General features: G+C 59.7%; 14 protein-coding genes and 1 pseudogene. 3 read left to right on the top strand and 12 right to left on the bottom strand.

Annotated features, from left to right (window positions below; translation table 11 throughout):
- Nucleotides 1-2: 2 nt before the first annotated feature.
- The 5 genes from AC56QX_RS08145 to AC56QX_RS08125 form a co-directional block, all read right to left on the bottom strand.
- Nucleotides 3-938: a hypothetical protein gene (locus AC56QX_RS08145; protein WP_497115095.1), complete on the bottom strand. Its 936-nt coding sequence runs from the start codon at nt 936-938 to the stop codon at nt 3-5.
- On the bottom strand, nt 919-2,769 hold the full coding sequence (locus AC56QX_RS08140) for an ORC-CDC6 family AAA ATPase (RefSeq protein ID WP_497115093.1): 1,851 nt from the start codon (nt 2,767-2,769) through the stop codon (nt 919-921). Before AC56QX_RS08140 ends, AC56QX_RS08145 begins: the two co-directional genes overlap by 20 nt.
- Nucleotides 2,766-3,839 carry an HD domain-containing protein gene (locus AC56QX_RS08135; RefSeq protein WP_497115092.1) on the bottom strand — a complete coding sequence of 358 codons (1,074 nt, stop codon included), beginning with the start codon at nt 3,837-3,839 and terminating at the stop codon, nt 2,766-2,768. The genes AC56QX_RS08140 and AC56QX_RS08135 overlap by 4 nt, the downstream gene beginning before the upstream one ends.
- Before the next feature lies 1 nt (nt 3,840).
- Nucleotides 3,841-4,908 (bottom strand): DNA cytosine methyltransferase, encoded by a 1,068-nt coding sequence (locus AC56QX_RS08130; protein ID WP_497115090.1) that lies wholly within the window; start codon nt 4,906-4,908, stop codon nt 3,841-3,843.
- 160 nt (nt 4,909-5,068) lie between these two features.
- Nucleotides 5,069-5,539 carry a gamma-glutamylcyclotransferase family protein gene (locus tag AC56QX_RS08125; RefSeq protein WP_497115088.1) on the bottom strand — a complete coding sequence of 157 codons (471 nt, stop codon included), beginning with the start codon at nt 5,537-5,539 and terminating at the stop codon, nt 5,069-5,071.
- A 614-nt stretch (nt 5,540-6,153) separates the two neighbouring features.
- Between AC56QX_RS08125 and AC56QX_RS08120 the strand changes: the two genes are divergently transcribed.
- From AC56QX_RS08120 to AC56QX_RS08110, 3 genes and pseudogenes are all read left to right on the top strand, one after another.
- On the top strand, nt 6,154-6,759 hold the full coding sequence (locus tag AC56QX_RS08120) for a hypothetical protein (RefSeq protein ID WP_497115087.1): 606 nt from the start codon (nt 6,154-6,156) through the stop codon (nt 6,757-6,759).
- A 596-nt stretch (nt 6,760-7,355) separates the two neighbouring features.
- Nucleotides 7,356-7,948: pseudogene (locus tag AC56QX_RS08115) on the top strand (hypothetical protein); the annotation flags it as partial.
- 201 nt (nt 7,949-8,149) lie between these two features.
- Nucleotides 8,150-8,533 (top strand): restriction endonuclease, encoded by a 384-nt coding sequence (locus tag AC56QX_RS08110; protein ID WP_497117712.1) that lies wholly within the window; start codon nt 8,150-8,152, stop codon nt 8,531-8,533.
- Here the strand turns inward: AC56QX_RS08110 and AC56QX_RS08105 are convergent.
- The 7 genes from AC56QX_RS08105 to AC56QX_RS08075 form a co-directional block, all read right to left on the bottom strand.
- A complete protein-coding gene (locus AC56QX_RS08105; RefSeq protein ID WP_497115085.1) occupies nt 8,530-10,611 on the bottom strand; it encodes an AIPR family protein in 2,082 nt (693 codons plus the stop codon). The genes AC56QX_RS08110 and AC56QX_RS08105 overlap by 4 nt on opposite strands.
- The gene (locus tag AC56QX_RS08100) at nt 10,608-11,585 is read right to left on the bottom strand and encodes a PD-(D/E)XK motif protein (RefSeq protein WP_497115083.1); all 978 of its coding nucleotides are present in this window, start codon (nt 11,583-11,585) and stop codon (nt 10,608-10,610) included. Before AC56QX_RS08100 ends, AC56QX_RS08105 begins: the two co-directional genes overlap by 4 nt.
- On the bottom strand, nt 11,582-14,356 hold the full coding sequence (locus AC56QX_RS08095) for a Z1 domain-containing protein (RefSeq protein WP_497115082.1): 2,775 nt from the start codon (nt 14,354-14,356) through the stop codon (nt 11,582-11,584). Before AC56QX_RS08095 ends, AC56QX_RS08100 begins: the two co-directional genes overlap by 4 nt.
- Nucleotides 14,349-15,848, bottom strand: a complete 1,500-nt coding sequence (locus AC56QX_RS08090) for an ATP-binding protein (protein ID WP_497115080.1) — start codon at nt 15,846-15,848, stop codon at nt 14,349-14,351. Before AC56QX_RS08090 ends, AC56QX_RS08095 begins: the two co-directional genes overlap by 8 nt.
- 1 nt (nt 15,849) lies before the next feature.
- Complete coding sequence (locus tag AC56QX_RS08085; protein ID WP_497115079.1) at nt 15,850-17,343, bottom strand: DNA cytosine methyltransferase; 1,494 nt, start codon at nt 17,341-17,343, stop codon at nt 15,850-15,852.
- Nucleotides 17,340-17,714 carry a very short patch repair endonuclease gene (locus tag AC56QX_RS08080; protein WP_497115077.1) on the bottom strand — a complete coding sequence of 125 codons (375 nt, stop codon included), beginning with the start codon at nt 17,712-17,714 and terminating at the stop codon, nt 17,340-17,342. Before AC56QX_RS08080 ends, AC56QX_RS08085 begins: the two co-directional genes overlap by 4 nt.
- A gap of 459 nt (nt 17,715-18,173) precedes the next feature.
- Nucleotides 18,174-21,893 carry an SIR2 family protein gene (locus AC56QX_RS08075; protein WP_497115075.1) on the bottom strand — a complete coding sequence of 1,240 codons (3,720 nt, stop codon included), beginning with the start codon at nt 21,891-21,893 and terminating at the stop codon, nt 18,174-18,176.
- Between the last annotated feature and the right edge of the window lie 32 nt (nt 21,894-21,925).

Raw genomic sequence — 21,925 nt, 5'->3', positions numbered from 1 at the left:
GTTCAGATGCTTTCGCCAAATAGCTGTGAGAGCGAGAGCACGTAGGCGTTGGAACCTACCGTAGAGTAGGACACCTCATTGTAGGCACCGACCTCCGCGTAACAGACTTGGACGTTGCGATGCTTTTGAGCAAACAGTCCGACACCGATGGTCGAAAGTTTGGTATGTAGAGGTGCCAGCACGACGTTGGACTTTTCGGAACTCGGTATCGCTTTTTCAAGCTCGTCAGCCACTGCCAAGGGATCACGAGCCGAGAACTCAAAGGTGGATTCCACGTTGGCATAGTTAGACCGAAGCTCTTGGAAAAACGCCGCGTTCTTCTCGAAAAGCCTCTCGTTGATTGACTCAGATTTGCGACCCAGTCCCAGGATCAAGTGCTTAGGCTCATAGGTTTCTATGATCGCGCGAGCCCTTGGAATTTCGAAGCCCATCAGTACGACCAGCCGGGTCGGCCGAGATGGCCAAATCGCGCCCGCGTAACCGACGACCGATCGGCATTGCGTGACCGATCCTGACAGCGGATCAGCCATGTCTCCCGCACTTACATAGACCAGCTGGCAGTTTTTCCGCCTTCCGGGGTCTATAGTGCGAAGAACCTCCAGGAGCATGAGAAGCTCTTCGCGACGGAAGGAGGTCACGTCGATCACCGCATCATTCAAACTTACCGTGCCCATCGCTCGGTTGATCGCATCTGCCGTGGCAAGCGGGTTCAGGGTCCGGAGATCTACCAACATGACATCGGGATGCAGCGCGACCACTTCATCGACTTTGACTTGAGCCAGATCGCTACGGCCTTCCGACACGAACATGAGTCCTTTGCTGCCCTTAGGCGCAGCACAAGCTACGACAGCCGACCTCTCTTCGAAGCTGAGGCGCGCCACCAATGGCCGGGGTCGCTCCCACAGCCTGGCGGCCAGATCAGATACCAGAATGCTCAAGTCGGTCCCCATCAAGATCAAGCGAATACTGGCTGCCGACCGCATCGTCCTGTTTGAGACGGCTCTTCACAAAATCGGCGGGATCGCGCATCGCAAGCTCAAGATCACTCGACATGATCGAAAGATGCGCTGCATAGCCTGAGATGTCCAATTTGTAGTGGGGACCGAGGCGCCGCGCCAGAATGAAGCGTGGGCGTCGTCCGCCAAGAGCTTCTTTGGCGGCATTGTCGGATCTCTGCAGATACCCGAGGCGCACACCAAGATGAAGAACGCGTTCGAGCTCAGTTCCGGGACGGTCGCGGAGAACCACTGAGAACACCCTCTGCTCTCGAGCCTTCGCATCGAGCAGCTTTCCTCGATACAGCCTTCCGAGGCCTTCAATCAGATTTCGCAACTTTTCATAAAGCAAGGTCTCATGTCCGTAGGCGTGCAGGCTTTCCAGCCCTTCGCTCAAGTCAGTCTGGGTTTCGGCTATATCAGCGGACTGCCGGGTCAGCGGCTCCAAGAATTCCGCCGACCAGTCCTTGATCACTGCATCCTGCATCGCGACCGGAATCGCGGTTATAGGATTCACACCTTCACTGACCACTCGGTCGTACATTCTGCTCGCTGGTTCAAGGAACCAACGCACGACTCCCGATGACAGGTCCACTAGCGACCGAAATCCAGCGTAGCTGAAGGTATGGGCCGAACGGGAGGATCCAGCAATCTCGCGCATGAACGTGGGGACCGAGTAGCGTCGGACCTCATCACGCGGCCGGGCGGGACCAATCCAGCCCTCGCCCTCGGCTTTTCGCGCCGCGTGTTCTGCGGCAATTTCCGTAGCGATTTCCTTAAGACGCTCTTCTTGGTCGACATCGTGAGGAAAAAACATTTCGACTGGAACGTCGATGCCGGCGTTCCGAAGACGCTTTGTTACGATCTGTTCAACCCGGCCGCTGTAGGCATCGTGTGAAGCCGTGTAGACCGCACTCAGATTTACCTCGGCATAGTCGTGCGGGCTCTCGATAATCCTGTTGTCGACCGTTCGCATGGTTGCATATGCCAGCTGTGTCGTGACCTTCAGGCAGATGTCGCCTGTACTGCGTGTCGACACCCACGAGTTCAGAACCCGCTGCATCGGAATCGGCAGATTATCGGCATCATCCAGCATCACGAACAAAGGGACCTTCGGCAGGCCTTCGAGCCGCCTCACTTCACGAGCAAGCGGCACTAGGAAATCGAGGAAGCCAGTAAGTGCTCCTTCGTACTCCGCCTCGCTCTGTCGGAACGACCCTCGCACCAGATACTGGCGAACTACGAAGATGTCTTTCTCACAGGTTCTCGCGATCCGACGGAACTCGGATTCGCCGTCCTCCGATCCCGACAATTCCGCATCAATCGAGCCACCTGCAATCCTAAAGAGTTCTTCGAAGCGCTTCAAAAAGCCGGCCGCCGAGCTCGATGATACTTCATTCGAGAAGCTGTCGAGCAGTTCCGCAATCCTGAGCATGATGTGCATTGCCAAGAGGTGCTCGCCGATCGCGTTCGCGGCATAGCCCTTATATCTGTTGATCTCAGGCGCTCCGAAATCTGCGGTTCTCAGTGGTACATGGACAGCAAGAAACGGAAGATCCTTGAGAACCGTGGCATTTTCCTCACGCAGTATCATGACGCGGGGCTCAAGGCTCCGCAGGAGCATGCTCTTTCCTGTTCCTCTGGCACCATGGATAAAGGTGTTTCCACGCTCCTTTAGACGTGGAAATTCGGTGAGTACCTCCACGAAATTTCTTGCGATATACTCGGCGTCCACATGCTCCGGGTTCTGAACACCAAACGGATTTCCGCTCATGAGACCGACTCCAGCTTTACCGCTGTACGATGCTTGTCGCGCAACATGTAAGCGTCAAATTGAGGCTGCAGCTCCTTGACGGCTCTCGTCAGGGAGGGATAGCCAACCTCCTCGAGGTCAACGGCTACAATGTCTATCTCCCTGTCGCCATCCATTATCACTAACTTCACCCGTATCCGATCGAAGCTGGCAAACCCGGCCAGAAAACGGTTGCAGTAGCGTCGCTCACGCTCGCACTTCTCTAACCGACGGGCGATGTAGTCGACGAACATCACCTCTTCGATTTGATCCTTGGCTGCGGGAATCTTGAACACTCTCGGCAGCAGGCCACGTTCCACGTCAAAACGGAGATGTATCGACTTGCCTATATAGTCGATGCGGGAATTGATACAAAAGCAGTAATAGTTGGCGAGCAACGACAGATCGGGCGTTTCAGGATTTTCAATCGCGACTTCGTCTGCACGATTGTAATTCTCGCTCAATTCGTCAGCCAACCGAAGGAGCGCCGCCAACCGCCAAGCATGGACCTTGAAACCTTGGATGCTCGGTTCCGGATCGTTCAGCAAACCAGTGATGGTATCCTGGTTTCCATCCGACAATTCCCCGCCGTGGGCCTGGGCGATCGTTGCGATAATCCGATTCTCGAAGGGGCTCAGACCGGCACCGTTCGAAACGTCTCTCAGAATTTCCAAGGCCTGTTGTTCGTGACCTTTCCGACGGATTGCATTTCCTGCGTCATGCAGAAGGATCGCAAGCAGAAGCACAAACACTTCGTAAGGCTCCAGCGATCCGTACGCTGGGGCATTGCTCTCACACCCAAAGCCGAGCATCTGCCCGGCAGCGGTGATGACGTCGTCGACATGGCTGATGTCATGCTTGGTGAATCTATCGCCTTTCTGCGCCAGGCCTGCCCCTGCAACCGCATAGTACTTATCAGCAAGGCGCTGCTTTATCGAAACGTAATGTTCGAAATACTTCCCGCCGCGGCGCGGAAATTTGTTCGCACTTGTCTCCGAATACCCTTTCAGGAGTTCTTCGAGAGGTGCCGCTGTGCTGATCAGTTCGGCCATGTTACCGACCTCCCGCCTGCGCCGACGAGGCCACCACAGCGTCGAATACGGCCCGAGCAAGTACGGGAGGGACTGCGTTCCCGACTTGCTGCTGTTGCTGGCCGATGGACCCGCAGAACCGATAGGAATCCGGAAACGACTGCAGCCTTGCGGCTTCGCGGACGGATAGTCCTCGGTCTTGCGTCGGATGTATCAGCATGTTTTTCCGGAAGTTCCCTATGACCACCGAGGGCGCGTCTTTCACGAGGCGCTTGTAAATGCCCGAATGATATCGACGTCGGTCGGTGACGGGGTCCCTCATCATGCCGGGAACATCGCGCCAGTTGCCGCCTTGGGGTATGTAGGCATAGCGGGCCACGATGGAGTCAGCATTCCGGCTCACCAGATGACCCGAACAATCTTGCTGGTCGCCTCGCAGGCTTTTCGCGTACTCCGAAAGCGGCTCGACAGCATACGCCAAGATTTCGTCCATCGCTCCGTTCTCGAGCCCCGGCAGGTCTCCGATCGCGTCCCACAGGGTGGGCGGCTCTGCGATGACGCTCGGTGTCGGGAACTGTGGTTCGACGTTTAGCGACGCTATTACGATGTAACGCGAGCGGCGCTGTGGGCACCCAAAATCGACGGCATTCAGCACCCCATGCTCCACATGAAATCCGAGGTCCTTGAGATGCTGTCGGAAAGATTCAGCAAAACGCCCCCCGTCTGTCTGAAGGATTCCGGCAACGTTCTCAAACACGACCCATTCCGGTCGCAAGGTTTCGACCAGCCGGAGGAACTCGCGGAACAGCCAGTTTTTCGGGTTTTCAGCGTGGCGAGTCCGCTGGTTAGAGGTAGAGAATCCTTGACAAGGCGGGCCGCCGAACAAAACCAATGGCTCATCGCGTTTGCCGACCTCGATCGTCGCCACCTTAGCGATATCAGAGTTCAGCACCGTCGCGTCCGGGTGGTTCGCCTGGTAGGTCAGGCAAGCGGATGGATGGCGCTCGACCGCGGCCCGGACATCGATGCCCGATTGCCTGGCACCCAGCGTCATTCCGCCACCACCCGCGAACAGATCAATTCCAATCATGCGCTGTTGAACTCTGAGCTTTCAGTATTGTCTACTTGCGTAGCAGAGAAAATTGAAACGCGCATTTCTCCTGTCCACAGTTGGCAAGAGCAACATGCCGAGCGATGAAACCATCCAATTCTCAAGGCGTGACACATGTATTTTGCGCCGAAGATGTGGGTCAAGCGGAGCGCCGCTCGCTGGCCAAGAGATCCAGCATAGCGATATAATCGGCTGGCAGCTTGTGATGCCGGGCTCCGTCGCAGATGTGCTTCAGATAGGCGGCGTTCGGCAGCGGCGGCCTTTCTTGAGGAGTTGCGATATAGGTGCTGACGATGGTCGCCACTTGGTCAATAACAACGGAGATCTCGACTCGATTGTAGGCGTTCAAAGAGGGCTCGCACCCCGCCCTGAATCCTTCGAAACCATCGAGTTTCTTGGCATCCTCGGCATTCAGCTTGTAGATCGCACCCCACGTATCCTTGCCAGCACTCGAGATGATCGAGGAGACACCGCATTTCCGTCTCTTGGACAGACGTGGAAAGCAGAGCTCGTGATCTCGCAGGACTGCGATGCCGGCTGCCTCGGCCTTCTCGCAGCGCTCCGCCATCTGGGTCGGATCCATGTTGGACCCGTACGCGAAATACAGCATGCTGCCCCCATCTCCCACAAGCGCTATGTCTTTCGCCTCAACCTTTCACCAGGCGCGAAGGAACCAGCGCCACCTGCCCCGAATGAGGGCATAGCCGATATCGTTATGACGCGGAAGCGAAAGCTGGAGGCATAGGCCGTAGCATAAGCGCGAAGCCGCAGCCGGATTGAGTCGAACTGGAACCAAAGCAAAGAAATTCACACGCGTCGATCGTCAGTCCAAACTCTAAGAATTGGCAGCGCACATGCGGCGGCCGATAAGCAATGAACAGGCGATGGCTCGAGAATTTGCTCTCGCTGTTTCGCCACACGTCAACCGCGTCTACGCGGGATATGACGTACCTAAGCAGTGAAGATGCTTGCCGCGGGTCGCCGAGGTCCTTGAGCGTGGTGCGAGAGCGGAAAGATTTCGTTCTCGCGATGGATGATCTTATCAAGAAGTTGAGGGGCTTGGCGGCGCATCACGATCTGAGGCATGTGAGACGACGAACCCAGATATGCTGTCGCGACAGGGATTCTGTCTGCTGCGTAAGCTGACGACCTTGCAAATCGCGATCAGGCGGTTGAGACCGTGGTCGTTCTCGCACGATCAAGCCCCCGAAACCAGGAAACCCGATGCTCAGCCTTACAGTCTTTCTAAATCTCCTCCCCGGCATCAAGCCATTGAAGGCCCGCCATCTAATCCTCGAGGGATCGCTTCTGACCCGTGAGCAGCGCAAGGATATCCGGATGCGGGATCTCAACGTCTTCGACACGGTGCTGGAGGTCGGCCCCGACGCGGCGACCGCAATCGTCGAGGCTTACAGGGCCGGCAAGCTGCCAATGCAGAAAGCCTCGCTTCGGCCTTCCGCAGTACCGGAAGCCGAATCCTATCTGGCCGAAGCTCCCCGACTTCGTGAGGAGATCGCGGAGCGGCAACGCCTGGAGCGAGCCGTCCGCGATCCGTCGGTCCTCAGGGAAGCGGACCTCAGCAACTACCAACTTCTTGACCGCGTGTTCTTCGCAGCCAAGGGCGCGGGGGAAGGCACTCTCGTCCTCGCAGGAATCTCGGTGACCAAGAGCCTCGCCGGGTATTCGAGCAATTCCGGCAAGACGACAGGATGGCGGGTTTCGTTCTCATGGACGGCCAGTGACGGCCAGAAGCGGTTAATCGAGAAAGTGCCGCCGGAGGCCGACAACCGCCGGAACGACCCCCAGCGGAACTGGGGATTGTACGAGTAACCCCTGGCCACGGTGACACTTGCACGGTTCGCTAAGATACCTACATTTTCTGCTAGCGTTCCAAAGGAGGATGCTACGATGAGCTACCTGATGCTCCGCATCTCTTTAGCTCTGACCATTTTTCTAATGGCAGATGGCGTTGCCCTCGCCAACAAGATCATCGGCAACGGCTAGTGCCATAAGGCGCAGGCAACGGCAGCCGCTTCTCCTGCGCCCACGCGAATGGCAGCTCTGCGCCCAATTTCAGACCTTGGTGGTTGCGCTGCTGCTTCCCAAGAGCTGCCCTTCAATGATAGCCAGCTTCGTGTTCGCGCAAGAGCGCTTGTGGAGCGATGGAGCTGTAACAGGCTCTTGCTGATCCAGACTGTTGAGCGCAGCGGCCACGCAATCCGCCGTCGTCATGACGACGCTTTCAGGTTAGGCTTCCAGGTCTGCGTCGCCAACACGCCAGGGATGGACACCGGATGGCGGATACCGAATGCCTCCGTTCATGAGGGTCCGTCCGAAGCAAACGCCATTATTGGTTATGACAATACAACAAGGCCTTCGTCTCGACTTCAGCAGCAAATGCCCCCAAAATCGCTTCAGGGGGAATCGTGAAAGTCGTTCCAGTTGATCAGCTATCCAGTTCCGATCTGCATGTAGACGCAATCTACCAGGGCAGCCGCAAAGGCAATGCGGGCGATGATCCGCTCCCAACGCTCATGCGCGTCGACAGTTATGGCGGTTTTCGCTACCGCGGCAAGGTGAAGGGCAAGCTGGAGATGCTCGTGCTGATGACGAGCATGAACGATGCGGACTGGCCTGACGATCTTGATACCGAGACGGGCATCTTTACCTACTACGGCGATAATAAGAAGCCGGGGCGCGAGCTGCACGACACCGGGCGCGACGGCAACCTGATCCTGAAGACGATCTTCGAAGATTCTCGAGCGGGCACCGAAGGACGAGGCGTTGTCCCGCCGATCTTCCTTTTTCAAGCGCGGGCGTATCGCGCGATGTCAGATTTCTCGGATTGGCGGTGCCCGGCGCCAGCGATCTTGATGCCTCTGAGGAACTGGTCGCGATCTGGCGCAACGTCAAGGGCAGCAGATTCCAGAACTATCGGGCGCGCCTCACTGTTCTCGATGCGGCACAGATGTCGCGCGCATGGATCGACGGCATAATTGCGGGACAGCCGAATCACGGGCTTGCTCCCGATGCCTGGAAGACCTGGCGCAAGACAGGCAAGCGCAAGGCACTGATCGCAGGTCGTACCCTGGAGTACCGTTCGCGAGCGGAGCAGCTGCCTGATGACAAGGACGGCCAAGCCTTGATCGGCGCTGTCCGCGAGCATTTCAAGGGCCGTCCCCACGCCTTTGAGCATTGTGCCGCTGCACTTGCGCGACTGATGATTCCAGACATCGCGGGCCTGGACGTAACGCGACCATCGCGTGACGGAGGTCGAGATGCTGTAGGCCAGCTGCGTGTCGGTACCGGTCCGAGCGGTATCCTTGTGGACTTCGCCCTAGAGGCGAAGTGCTACTCGCCGCCGACCGCTGTCGGAGTAAAGGACATGTCCCGGCTGATTTCCCGTCTGAGGCACCGGCAGTTCGGTGTTCTGGTCACCACGTCATGCGTTGACCTCCAGGCGTACAAGGAGATCAAGGAAGATCAGCACCCGATCCTGGTCCTATCTGCCAAGGACATCGTTGAGCTGCTGCGAAGGAATGGCCGAGGCAGTGTGCCCGCCGTCAAGACATGGCTCGAAGAGGAATTTCCGAAAGAAGCCTAACTGGCTTCGGCGGTCGGCTCGGTAAGGCCGGTTGCTACAATCCCCGCGCGGTCGACAGCGAGCGCAGCTTCAAGTGCCGGCTTTGCCTGCTTCGGTGAAGGCTTCTGCCCCCAGCCGCCAGCCGCATAGCTGGCGAGTGTTCGGCAGATCGCGGCCACGCGGTAGTGTACCACACCGGCCTTCTGACCTTTCTCCGCCACATCGAGCCAGATCGCACCGTTGAGCTTCATGCACAGAGCTATGCGGTCGTAGTCCGCGACGGAATGCGTCGTGCCCACCGGTGCGATCATAGGACAATCTTCGGCGCTCACCGAGGCATAGGATAGCTCTGGAGGAAGCGGGTCGCTCAGAGGCGGAAGCTGCTTCTGAATTTCCTGCCAGCATTCGTCCTTCTTGTACCACTCGCTGGGGTTCTTCTGACCGGCGGACGTGCGCATGGCGATATCCATCTGCGGGGCCCAGGTTTCAATGAGCTGCTCCAGCTCCGGGCTGATGGCTTGGCGAGACCACAGGCGGTTGAAGTCGATCCTGCCTCCAGTTCTGTGGGAGAGACCGGCCACGACATACGCTGTGATCTGCGCTCCGTAGGCCGGAAACTTCATGCTTCGGACCTTCTTCTCGGTCGCGCGGTAGAGAACCGCCAGTGCAACCAGCTTTTTGAACCATGCGTCGCCGATGGCCCCCTGAGGCTCATCCTTGAGTCGCTGCATGAAGTGCTGGAAGTTCTTCTGGCCGCCAAGGCAGACCCGGTATGGAAGTCCACCCCACGCGGCGAGATAGCGGGCAACGTCCAGCTTGCTGAGACGCCTGTTCTTGGGCGTCTGCGTGCGGAAGGCCTGCTGTTCCGTCTTGCGGTACGCCGCCTTCTGCTCGGCTGCGATGTAGGAGCCGCGAGCCCGCTCATAGAACCAGCGGCCTTTGCCGTCGTCGAGCCACGTATTGTTAGCGATCGTCTCGATGTTCTGGTGGAAAGGATCGTTTGCCGAGAAATCGGCGAGTTGCACGGTGTTCTGGCGGTTGGCGGCCCGGGAAATGGAGGAGACCATTTCGCCGAGGTCGGCACCGCCCACCTTGATGATCTTGATGGGAACCGAGACGTTGTCGAGGCTGAGACTTTCCTTGCGGCGCGCGCGGTGAAGGGAGGCCGTCGTCTGGCCGCCATTCACGATCTGAAGTCCTTTCAAGGATGTGATTTCTGTTCCGCCAGCGCCGTTGTCGGCGAGTTCGAGATCATCGACTGTTGCCACGATCCCGTTATTGAAGGCGAGGAACATGGACGGCTGTTCGACGATCGTGCGGCGCAGCTCGGCGTTGACGCTCTTCCTGCCCTGAAGGCCGAGAAATGCCCGGACGTTGAGTTCGAGCAGGCGGACACCGTAGCGCTCATAGATTTTTGAAAGGGCCTCACCGGGTAGAACTGCAAGGTACGCGTCATAGCCGCCGTCATGGCTGGGCACATGGAGACAGGAAACGCCGTCGCCGGTAAGTGCCACCAGGTCCACCGCGATATCGGCCCGCGTTTCGCCTTCACCGAGGACGCGCTGAAGCCTGACGATGTCATATGCCTCGAACAGGACTTCGCGATCCCGCCACCGCGCTGAGCTGGCCAGACTGCCGACGATGCCATCGGTAAGCAGGACCACGCGAATGACGGCCAGGTCCTTGGCCTGCGTTTCGATCAGGCGGGCCAGATCACTTGCGTCTGTGTTTGACGGCTCCAGGTCCTTTGCCAAGCCGTTAACGCACGCGCTGACGAAACGAAGCGCGCGCTCGATGGCCTTTGTCACATCGGCAGTCGGCAGCTTTGCTGCGGGAAGCTCGCCGCTGTAGATGGTCGTGAACAGGTCAAGGCGCGAGCGCTCTTCGTCAAAGGCGTAGCCATCGATCCGATAGAGCGCGTTTCTAACGCGGCCTTCCTGGTAGAGCGGAAACGTCGATTCAAGGTGCCCGGCATCTTCCAGTCGTTCAAGGACGAGACGAGTGAACACCTCCTGGGAGAAGGGTGCGTCAGTCGTGAGGCCTTCGTCGACCTCGGCGACGATTTCTTGTGAAAATGCCGCTACTACATCATCTGTCATGCGGGGTCTCCTTGAACGAACGCTTCAAGGACGAAGGCCGTATCGGTGGCAAAGCCTGCGATGGCTCGCACTTCGAGCGAGTAGGTGGCGTCGGTAATGGCGACGGGAAGATTTGCACGGATCAGGCGCGGGAAGTTCTCCTGGACCTGGTAACTTTCGATGGCGCGGAGCTGAACCCTGGGCACGGCGCGCGCAACATCGTCATCGGGCATCAGGCCACGACTGAGAAGCGCATTCTCGAAGGCACGGCGCCCTGTATCATTCGGCAGACGGGCTGAGACATCGGAGATGAAATCCCGCAGGGGCTTTCCTTCCGGGGACTCAATCAGCCTGACATGCATGAGATCGAGGCGGCTGAGGCCGGAGGCATCAAGCTGGTCCAGAGCGGAAATTGTAATCGTCGATGAAGGTCCAAGCCCCGTCTTGATTTCCAGAGCATGGCCTTGGGCTACGAAGTCATGCAATCCGTCATTGGGCGCTTGCCAGGTCGAGAGGCCGTTAGCGTGGGATGTGAGTATCTGATCGAGAATGATGAGTTCTCCGATCAGGCCCACGGTTTCGGGTTTTGAGAGACCGTGGCGTCGATCGCGGAGGAACTGTCGCCAAGCTTCCAGGCGTGCGAGAAACTGATCCAGTGCATCATTGCGGTTTGCCAGTGCTGCAGCACTGACCACGTCGGCACAGATTGTTGCGAAGAGATCGCGTCTGGAACTGTCTTCGAGCGAAAGCACCAGGAATATGCCCGTCGTGTCGGGCATGAGGCTGAGGCGCATGCCGCCGAGTTCGAAGAGCGCATCCGGACGCAGTTCCGTCTGCAGCATCAGGCACGGTGCATTGTCGGTGGCTCGCATTGCGGCCAGGACATCGAGAGGAACCTCAGTCGAAATCAATTTGGAACGATACTGACGCGAAACTGGCGCGCTTTTTGCGAGCGTATCCCAGGCTTTGTTCAGTGCGACAAGCCAGCCGGTCATGAGACCTCGCGCTGACGGACGCTGTTGATCAGATACACGCGTTTGTCGGCCGCATCACTATCCGGGAAGCTGACAACGACGCTGATTACGGGGCGTTCAGTCTTCTCGACCTCTGCCTTTACGGGATCGATGGGATAGATGATCAGCAGGCCGTTCTGCGGCCGCGCACCGCGGGCTTTGCGGATGAATTCACCAGAGGGGACATCCGTCGGGAGCTTGGTGCGTGTCAGCCGTTCGTTGTTGGTCATGGTCAGCGCAGAATCGAATTCCTCATCGGTAAGATCGATGGCCTGATCAAGCGGGCTGAGGGCGGTGCCGATGATGAAACGGTCGCCTGGCATGGGCTTGCCGTTTCTGGATTCCCGGGGTGAACGCAGGATGCACTTGATGCGGCGGTCACCGAGATCAACGGGCTCTTCATCGCCAGTGGCAAGGTAGACAGTCCAGTCGGTAAGCTCGGCGGGGTTCATCGCCAGCTGATCGCTGATGTAGGTCGCCAGCTTCTTGCCATCGACTTGCTGGCTTTCCGGGGGGAAGGTCAGGTTTCTCAGGTAGGCAGCAATGTCCTGGCCCGAAATGCCCGTCCACAGTGTGCCCGAGGCCCTCTTGTCACCCGGTCCCGGACGGCGTGGATTGTCCGTTCCGGCACCGAGTGCGACGAGGAAGTCATCGGTCACTGAGGCGTTGCGCTCAATAGTCGTTGCGTCCTGGAACATGACCGTCTGGACCTTGCCCTCACCGGCGTAGCTGCTCTGGTGAAGCTCGGCGTGACGCTGCTTGTTCTTCGCGGTGACTTCGAGAATGTCATGCACCGCGACCTTGAGGCCGAATTGCTTCGGCGTCGCGTTCGTGATGGACATCTCATAGAACTGGCCCCGCAGTTCCTTCTGCGCGGTCGCTACGTACCGGAACCAGTCTTCCATGTCTGAAGTCGTGAAGAGCCGACACAGATCGGCGAACCCGCGGCGATAGCCGAACCAGCGTCCCATCTGCAGAAGGCTGTCATACTGGCGCGAAATGCGCAGGAAATAGCTGACTGAGAGCCCTTCGAGCGTAAGTCCCCGAGAGAGCTTGTCACCGCCCACGGCGATGACGGAGTAGCCAGTCTTCTTGTAGGCATCGTAGTCAATGTCGGCCTTCGTCTTGCCGTTGGCGGTGATGACCTGGATCTTGTCCGAGCTTTCCGGAAGCTCGGTCAGAACCTGTTCCCAGGTCACGGGCAATGTATTACGCCCATAGACCGTTGTTCTGACTTTTTCGGTCGTCGGCAGGTAGTCGAGTTCCCACACCGACTTGAGGCGCTGGAGTGTTTCGCAGTCGCCGTTTGAAATCATGGCGCGAGCTTCGAAAAGGTACTTTTCTACCTGTCGGTGAACCTCGGAATGAACGTCGACGTATCGCGACACATGCACAAGCATCGAGTTGTGTTCGGTTTCCTGCCCTCTGGCGGCGCGTGCCGCGCAGGTGAGCAGGAAGGCATCGATTGCCCTTTCCAGGCTTTTCGGAATGACATCCTGGCCGTTGAACAGGGGCTTGAGCGTCTTGTCGTGCTTTTCCGGTATCCAGTTTTCTTCGGTCTGCTCAAGCGGCCGGACAAGAGGCAGGCCAGGGTTGTCCGCATCATCGTTTGTACCGAAGACCGCGGCTGGGCCGAAATAGTCATCGGGCGGCGTGAGCGAAACGATGAAGGTCGAGGGGAAGAGGTCAGGGCCGAAATTCTTCGCCGATCGTTCGTCATGGATGAAAATGTTTGCAAACGGCGTTGCCGTGTAACCCACGTAGACGCGGCGCTCGAAGGACATCAGCAGGCGACGGATTTCACCGTTGACCCGTTTGGGCTCGTATTCTTCCTTGAACGTCCCGTCTTCGAGGAGCGGCTGGTCGCCCGTATCGACTGACGCCTGGTCGGATTCATCGTCGATGACGAGGACTGGGGCGGCCTTCGCAGGCCCCGGCAGACGCGAAATCCAGCCGTTGAGGTTTTCCAGCACCTTCGCGTTCTTCTTGACGACGAACACACAAGGCTGGTTGACGGGAGAGAAGCTGAGCTGGTCGGCGATGCGCTGATTGAAGTCTCCGTTCGGGTCAGCCATCGTCAGGCTGTCGACTGTCAGCTGCGCATTGAAATTACCGACGCCAATGATGCGCATCGGCTGGTTGGGCTGTCGGGTCCTCGGATTGGTATCGTAACCCAGGAAGTCGTTGTCGAAGCGCTTCTGCGTCTGCAGGCGCAGAATCTTGTGCATGCCGGCGAGGACGATGATGATCCGGTAGCCGGCGTCTGCAGCGCGGTTGACGACGCCAGCATAGCTGGCGGTCTTTCCTGATTGCACGTCGCCCACGACAAGACCGCGCCAGTCCCAGCTGCCGGGCCGCTTGGGATCGTCCATTACTTCGAGGATTCTCGCAGTGCTGTCCTGCAGCTGCAGAATGGATTCTTCTGGCCATCCGTCTTCCTCAAGCTTGTTGAGGTAGCGCCGCATGAAATCTCCCGGCTGGCGTCGCTCGCCGACATACCAGGCGGCCGGTCGTAATGTGTCGATCAGCGAGAGCGCTGGCCCTTGTTCTGTGACGAAGATAGTCCAGAGCAAGCGCGTTGCCGCCTCAAGCTGTTCGGGGGAGATGATCTGCTTCGTGGTCAGGCTGAAGATGGGCGCATCCAGGCCGATGATCTTCGCGATGCTTTCGCGCGTGATCTCGTCGCCAACGTCCTTTTGAATCTGCAGAATTTTCCGCGCTCTCAGAGCGAGAGCCTCGACAACATCAGCCATGCGTACCCCCCAGTCTTCTTGTCAGTTCCGTTCGCAGCTGTGTCAGGTCTCCCGGAAGATTGAGTAGAAGTGCATCGATGCGCTGGTCTGTCGTCATGCTGGCAGGCAGAGCCTTGCCGAGTTCGACGAGTTGTTCCGTCAGCTGTGCAATATCGTCGGCGTCAAGGGTAGGGACTTCGGCCCCTTCAGATTCCGACACGTCGAGCCAGATGCGTTCCACGGGAACGCTGCGCTCGATGATCGACAGTACGGCGTTAAGCGGGCGCAATCCGCCGGTCGCGGCCGCACGACATGCGACAACAACGGGATGATCCCGATTGATGCGGTACTGAATGCCTTTGGCGCTCGGCACAGCCAGCCAGACTGCGGGTACATCGTGGCGCGTGCCGTGATGGTGGGGACCCCGGCCGCGGAAAGCGAACACTTCTCGAGCTTCTTCGCGGGAGCGTCCTGCGATGGCAGTCAATCGGGCACGTAGTGCGCCGGGCGGACGCGCCTGGGACTTGCGCACATCAATTCGCCAGTCGCGATCAAGCCCGGTGGGCAGGTCGACTTCGATGCGAGCGAGGCGGCTCGCTTCGTCGCGCGTCCAGGTTCGAACGCCGCCGAGACCGAGCCAGCTGCCTGCGACAAGCAGGCGCTTGCCGCGATAAACGTAAAAGCCCTGCCGGGCGCCCCAGCCACCGGGGCCGCCTGCGAGTTCATAGTCCCGATCGTTTTCGAAACGGTCACGGTGCGGAAGCACATAGGGTTTGACAGTGAACGACGCCCCCGCGTGGCGAATGCGTTCGGAGGGCATCTCCTGCGTTGAGGGGTGTGTTGTCTGGAAGGGGTCCCACGCCTTGATTGCGCGTCCGTTGAGCGTGATTGAAAGGCGCGACGCATCACCGCTGATGAAGCGGTGAAAGACCATGCCGAGATGTGCGCGGATTTCTTCGATGCGCAGGTAGAAGGCTTCTTTCTGGAGGCCCGCGAGACCGCTCAGTTCGTCGACCCGGTCCCAGATGATGAGGGTGCCGGACGGGCGCTGCGCGAGTTCCGCCACGAACGGACGTGTCGGAAGCGGATCGGGTACGATCGCTATCCAGCCACGCGTGGCGATCGTGTCGACATCAAGTGTGATGGCACTAAGGGTCGCGTCGGCCTTGGTGATGACGGTCATTCGACGACACTGCGAGAGGGAGGCGGTCTTGAGCCCCATGCCGAACCGGCCGAGATCGGATGCCTCACGGGGACTGTCGGGTCCCTGTCCGCCGAGTTTCAGTGCCTGGGCGAGGCGCTTTTCATCTATGCCTTTGCCGTCGTCGAGAATTGCGACGACTGGCGTTCCGTCATTCCATTGGAGGTCAATCTCGATGGAGCGCGCCTGCGCGGTGATGCTGTTGTCGATCAGATCGGCGAGCGCCGTTTCAGTCGAGTAACCCAGGCCTCTCAGCGACGTGATAAGGGCCGGTGCTTCGGGGGTAATCTCGATGATACGTTCAGGCGACATGTCACGCCGCCTGCCGGTCAGAAGCCTCTTTATTCTTGCCGGTTCGACTGGTCAGCTGCTCTTTGAGGACGCGGGCAACAGCGAGGCCGAGTAGCGGCGGGACGGCATTGCCGATCTGACGAAAGGCAGCATTCATCGCGCCGGCAAAGACGAAACCGTCTGGAAACGACTGGAGCCGTGCTGCTTCGCGCACTGAGACAGTCCGCTTCTGCGTGCTGTCGTAGTGAATATGCGAGTAGGTGTCCTTCCCCATGTGCGCGGTCAATGTGCGAGAGGGCTTCGACGGATCAAGCTTCCACCACTTGTTCGGAAACTTCTCCGGATCATACGGCGGGACCACCTGCGCACGCAGATCCCTGTAGGCGTTTGACTCCTTGCTGATGTGCGTCAGCCCCTGCGCGATCAGCGCGTCCTGGAACATCTGTTCAGCAAGCGCGCGTGCCTGCGGATAGTCGGCACCGTGCTTCATGCCCGCGAAGATCGGGAAGTCACGCGGGGTTAGGCGAATGAGGTGGCCGTTGGCACCATCGGCGGTTTCGAAGCCGGGCCAGTTCCGCATTTTCAGTGCATACGCCGACGGGCCGGTAGCCAGCTCCCGATAGGGCAGAACTTCCGAGAGCTTGCGGCGTCTTATGACGGCAGGATTGCTGGCGTGTTCCTTGATCCTCGGCAGGTCATCGAGCGCGGCTTTCGCGCCGACGGCGTCGGCTAGGTCCGCCGAGGGGATATGGATTCCGTGGAATCGGTGGCTTCCAGGGTCAACATGCTTAAGGGCTACACGACGAGAGCCTTCGTACCCGCGCGGCAGATCTAGGAAGTGCAGCGGTTCCGGAAACTTCGGTGCTTTGCCCAGGACATCGGCGAGTGCGACGATGAAGAGACGCTCCCGGACCTGGGGTACGCCGTAGTACGCCGCGTTGAGGATTGTGTAACCGGTGCGATATCCCGACAACTCGAGGGTCTCACAGATTTCCTCGGGCACGTTGTGACCACCGAAATTCAGAATGTCCGGCACATTTTCGATGAGAATGATCAGCGGCTGCGTGTCTTCGACGAATTTGAGGAAGCGGCGGTAGAGCGAAGCGCGCGGATCTTTCTGAAACGCGTCTTCGTGGCCGGCAATCGAGCGTAGCTTGGAGCGCCCAATTCGCGCGAACGCTTGGCACGGCAGGCCGGCGGCAAGAACGTCGAAGGACTCTGAAGCTGATGTTTCGAACCCCAGATCCTTGACCAGCTTCGCGGCCGTTACATCTTCCATATCGCGCGGCTTCGACCAAGCGTCATCAGGCTTGCGGTCGCCGCCGAAATTAAACGCATAGCTTCGCGCGGCTTCAGCATCGAGTTCGATATGCGCGGAAAGTTCGAAGCCGGCAGTCTTCAGTCCGAGTGATAGCCCCCCGCAACCCGAGCAGATTTCGAGTGCGCGCGGGGTTGCCCCGGTCTGCAGGCGAACGAGCTTGTTTCGGCGAATCTGCTGGTGGTCGGATGCGATCATGATTCCAAATATGCCTGGAGCTTCGATTTCAAGCCAGGCAGATCATCGACCTCGCATTCCCATACGACTGCTACCTTCCACCCCAAGTCCTGAAGCTCCCCTAGCACGCGTTCGTCGCGGGCGACGTTATCATTAAACTTTCCCAACCAAAATTCAATGTTTGACTTGGGAGTATAGCAGCACTTGCAGCCTTCGTGGCGGTGCCAGAAGCAACCGTGGACGAAGACGACTGTATTTCGTGACGGAAAGACGAGGTCGGGCTTTCCCGGCAGATCGCGGCGATGGAGTCGGAATCGATAGCCCATCGCATGGGCCAGCTTGCGAACGGCCATCTCGGGCTTCGTGTCCTTGCCTTTGATGCGGCCCATCATGGCCGACCGTGCTGCGGGTGTGACTATGTCCATGGCGTAGATGATAAGCGAGATGCCTTGCGTCCTCGATCAGAAAATCGACACCCCGTTCTTAAGTTATAGAAACTTCTGCCGCAGGCGGCAGCCTTCTCTCAGACCGGGGAATCCAAAGGGGGGGTGCCTGACGAGGTTCGAACGTACTGCTGCTTCGAATGCAAACCTACGTCTGCTTTCCCGGCCATCCCAAAAAGTTGCCAGGTCGCCTCGGCCCAATAGCTGGCTGGCGGCAATGCGCCTCTATTCAGCCGTCCAGGCGCCTTGAGGAAAATCCCCAAAGCTGCCGTTGAGTGAGTACCGCCCAATTCGTCCGGTGAGGATCAAAGTGCGCCGGAATGGTCGTGTCAGGGCCTAGTCAGCCTATCCAGCCCAAAGGTCACGCGTTTCGCATCGTTCCTCGCCAGCAAGTGCGGCGGCGCGATCTTAGTACTCCCGCTCTGATGCGCGCCGTGACAGCTCGTCCAACTCGTGCCCTTGCGCGACACCGGTTGCGACGATAGCGGCCACCAGTCTTTTGCCTTCGTATGGCCAATCCCCTCGTTCCGAAGGGAGCAGTCTCTGCAGCGCTGCCACCAATGCCTCTAAACCCGAAGCATCGAGATCCGCGATCTCGCAATCAAGATGCAGATCGTGCCCTATGGAGAGTGGCACCAGGCTTCCAGAGACCACCTGCATAATTTCCGCGAATTGCTTGGGAAGGGCGGATGCGAAGCGAATGAGCGCAGAAGACATCTGTGGCTTTCGCACGGTCCGCTGCTTGGGCCATACCTTGCTCACGAATAGCATCACGAGACCTCGCCAGCGTTCGTTCTCCTTGGCCCAATCGCTCACGAAACGGAGCGCGGTGCGGCGAACATCGTCTCCGCCCAGCACCAGTGCATCGCGCAGGTCGGTGTTGGACACGATCCGCTGCGAGCCTTCCGCCGCCCAGCCGCTCAGAAGGTAGGCGATCAGGTTGCCCTCCTCACGGCCGCCGTTGCCCACCCTGGCCACCATCTGCGACTTGAGCTGCGCGATCAGTTCGGGAGGCGGCACCCGACGCATCCTTGCGAAGCCGGACCAGAACGCATCCGCATCCGGACCGCCACCGGCCGCCTTCGCCAGGACGCGGTCGTCCGTCCATAGGGGCTCGTGGTGATGGAGCCAAGCGGTCTGCTGCGCCACGAGGTGCAGTGCGTGGCGAGCGTGGTCCCCTGGCAACGAAAGGACCTTGTCTAAGCGGTCGATCCATGCCGCGGGAACGGCGTGGCTGCCCTCGGGCAACGGTATCTCGAGCAGGGCGAGCACCAGCCTTCCGATCACGGAGTTGAGGGACTCGAACGACCAATCGCGACCCGGCTTCTGCTTGTACCCGGAGGGATGCAGCGCAGCCGCGGCGACCACGGCGTCCCACACGACGTCGAACTCGCCAATGGCCTCGTCCTCGAACCGTGGCGCACGTGCAGCGAACCACTCGACCAGCGGATACCAGAGCTTGGCGATTTCGTCTGAAGGCATGCCGCCGATCAATCGGACGACCACCGTGTCCATGCGCGCAGTGGTTTTCTGCTTGGCAGTCGCCCTCAGGAATGTCGACCAGTAGTGCCATGCGGTTTCCACGCCGCGCCGCATGGCGCTGTGGAGGGCCATGACCGCACGCGCAGGCCGCTCCATCGCGTAGCCGGCGAAGGGGTCGTGCTCTTTGAAATCGTGGAACCGCGTCTCCGGCGCTTCTATCGGCAGCAGCTCGCCGACGGGCACGTCGAGGATGCTCGTCGGGTCCGTGTCGGTCGCTATAGACCGGACCTTCCCCACTCGCGGCTGAGCGGTGTGATCGGCGAAACGCTCCTGCCACGAGGGAGCGACCTCCAGCAATCGAGCCCTTTCGTCCGCGACGTCGAAGCCGAAGGCGATCCCATGCTGGGTGAACCAATGTATGGCGTTCAGCCTATGGATCGCTGCTCGCTCCTCGGCCTCCTCCGGCTTGTGATCGGCGAGGTAAGGGATGGGCGATTTTAGGAGCCTTGTCTCGATCGCGCGCTTGCCGTCGTCCGGTAATTCGTCCCAGCGATCCCGTATCGCGAACAGGAGGTCGCGCTCGTGCCGGTAGGACCAGAAGGTCTCGTCGTCGATGCCGGTGAACAACGCTTGGGCCTGATCGATGGTCCTCAGCGAAGGCCGGCCAGCCGCCCATATCCGCAGGCGCTCAAAGACGAGACTGTGGTAGGCATCCCAAACTTCTGCCTCCTTGGCCGCCGCGACGGGATCCGCGGCCTCCAGTCCTTCGATCAGATGGGTGTACCTTACGAGCGGCCCCGACAACCCGTACCCGCCGGTCAGCCTTTCGCCGTCGTCGGGACGGGTCGTGTCGATGCTGAGCCATGCCCCGATGTCCGTCTCCAGTTGTTCCGCCTCCACCAGCAGCGCACGCCAGAGCGACACGGCCAGGGGCAGCGTGGCCGCGTCGAACATGAACTCCTGGTGAGGCTCAGGGTACTCGACATCGAGCGCAATGAAATCGGCGGGATCGTCATCGACCGACATCGGCGGGGCGACGCCGAACACGCGCTCCACCATGACCCTGGGCCTGGAAAGCTCGATCGCTTCGCGCACCAGGGAAGCATTCCAGCCTCCGGCGGCCCTCTGGGCGATCTCCAATGCGGCCTGGGTCGTCTCGACCCGGGGCCGGCGCCACTGGGCTACCAGGTAGCGCCAGTAGGGCACCAACGCGCTGTCGCTGTCCCTGAGGCGATACCGCAACTCGTGCTCGACCTGCTGGACCAACTGCGGGTGCACCGAACGCTGGCCGACCGCCCACCATAGCGTCGGTGCCTCGGCCATCCGCCGCAGGATGAACAGCATCAGTCCCCAAATGCGTTGAAGAGCGGCCGATTCCCCGAACAGGCTTCCGACATCCCTGGCGGTCACTCCACCCACGTCGCGCGAATTCGGCACGAACGCGCTCCAGGCCTGAGGGGGCACCTCCCGACGCTCCAAATGATCGTCCGGGTCGATCGGCGGCGGCGGTTCGTCGCGATCGAGACCGAAATGCTCGAATGGGTCGAGCTCGTCGCTCTTCGGGTCGCGACGCTTGATGCGCGCGGGGCCGAGGTACCGGACCTGCGGGTCGAAGGCGTAGAGCCAAGTGGACGGCATGGGCGGATCGGCCGCTATCACCTTGTTCATGCCGACGATCGTCGACGCTAGGTGCGCAATCCGTCCCCGGAAGATCGGCGAAGCTGTCGACGGGCCGTCGGCCGCGTCCAGGATCGTGCGCTGGAACCAGGCATCGGGATCGGCGGCCCGTTCCGCCCATGCTAGGAGGGTGTCCCAGAGCTTGGCGTAGTCGTCGCCGAACGCGACCGGGACCACGCCTTTCTGGAGCCATTGCTCGCTCGCGTGCCGCTCGTCGCCGAACTGGAAGGCGTAGATGTTCTCGACGGGCGACTGCTCCTCGCGGAGTGCCTCGAGGAGGTACTGGACCGGAGGATCGTCTGCGGAATAGCCGACGAAGACGATCTTGAAGCGGTCCATCAGGTGGCGGATGTAGTGCGTGGCCCACCCGTCCGAGAGATAGGCCTTGCCGAAGTCGCTGCTGGAGAGGACGACGGCTTCGGACATGCCGGTGTAATCCTCGTCGACCCGTCCGTGGATGTGGATGACGCCTTCGAAGTCGGCCGGCCGTTCGGGAACTGGGAGGTTGGTCGGGCCCCAGCTCTTCATCTCAAGGTCGCACGCCTCGAACAGGCGGTCGAAGTTGGTAGTGACCAGCCTTGGCCTTCCATCGGAGCCCCTCGAAAGGTCGATCAGCGCCCTATGGCCGCGAAGGTCGACCGCCGACCCGGGCCTTAGCACCCTGGAGACGGATCTCCGGACGTCCTGAGGCTCGAACTCCAGGTCCAGCGAGGTGAACATTTGGTCGACCGGGACGAAGGGCTTGGCACCGGACGGCAGCCTGGTGCTCGCGGCATCGTGCAACCGGCGAGCAGGGCTTCCCATCAACGAGCCGAGATCCTCGATCACGTCGCCTGCCAACTTCAGGAAATCCGACAGACCGGCGAACGCCAGCGAGACACCCGCGCCGCAGAAGAAGAGGACTTTTCCCTCTTCCCGAGCAACCAGGAGCTCATCAGGAATGTCGGGGCCGTTCTCAATAAATCTCACGCAGCTTCCTCCTCTCGTGGCGACCAATGGAA

The organism is Mesorhizobium sp. RCAM 06353 (assembly GCF_059683585.1).
The sequence above is the reverse complement of the archived record's forward strand: the minus strand, read 5'-3'. Positions and strand labels throughout refer to the sequence as shown.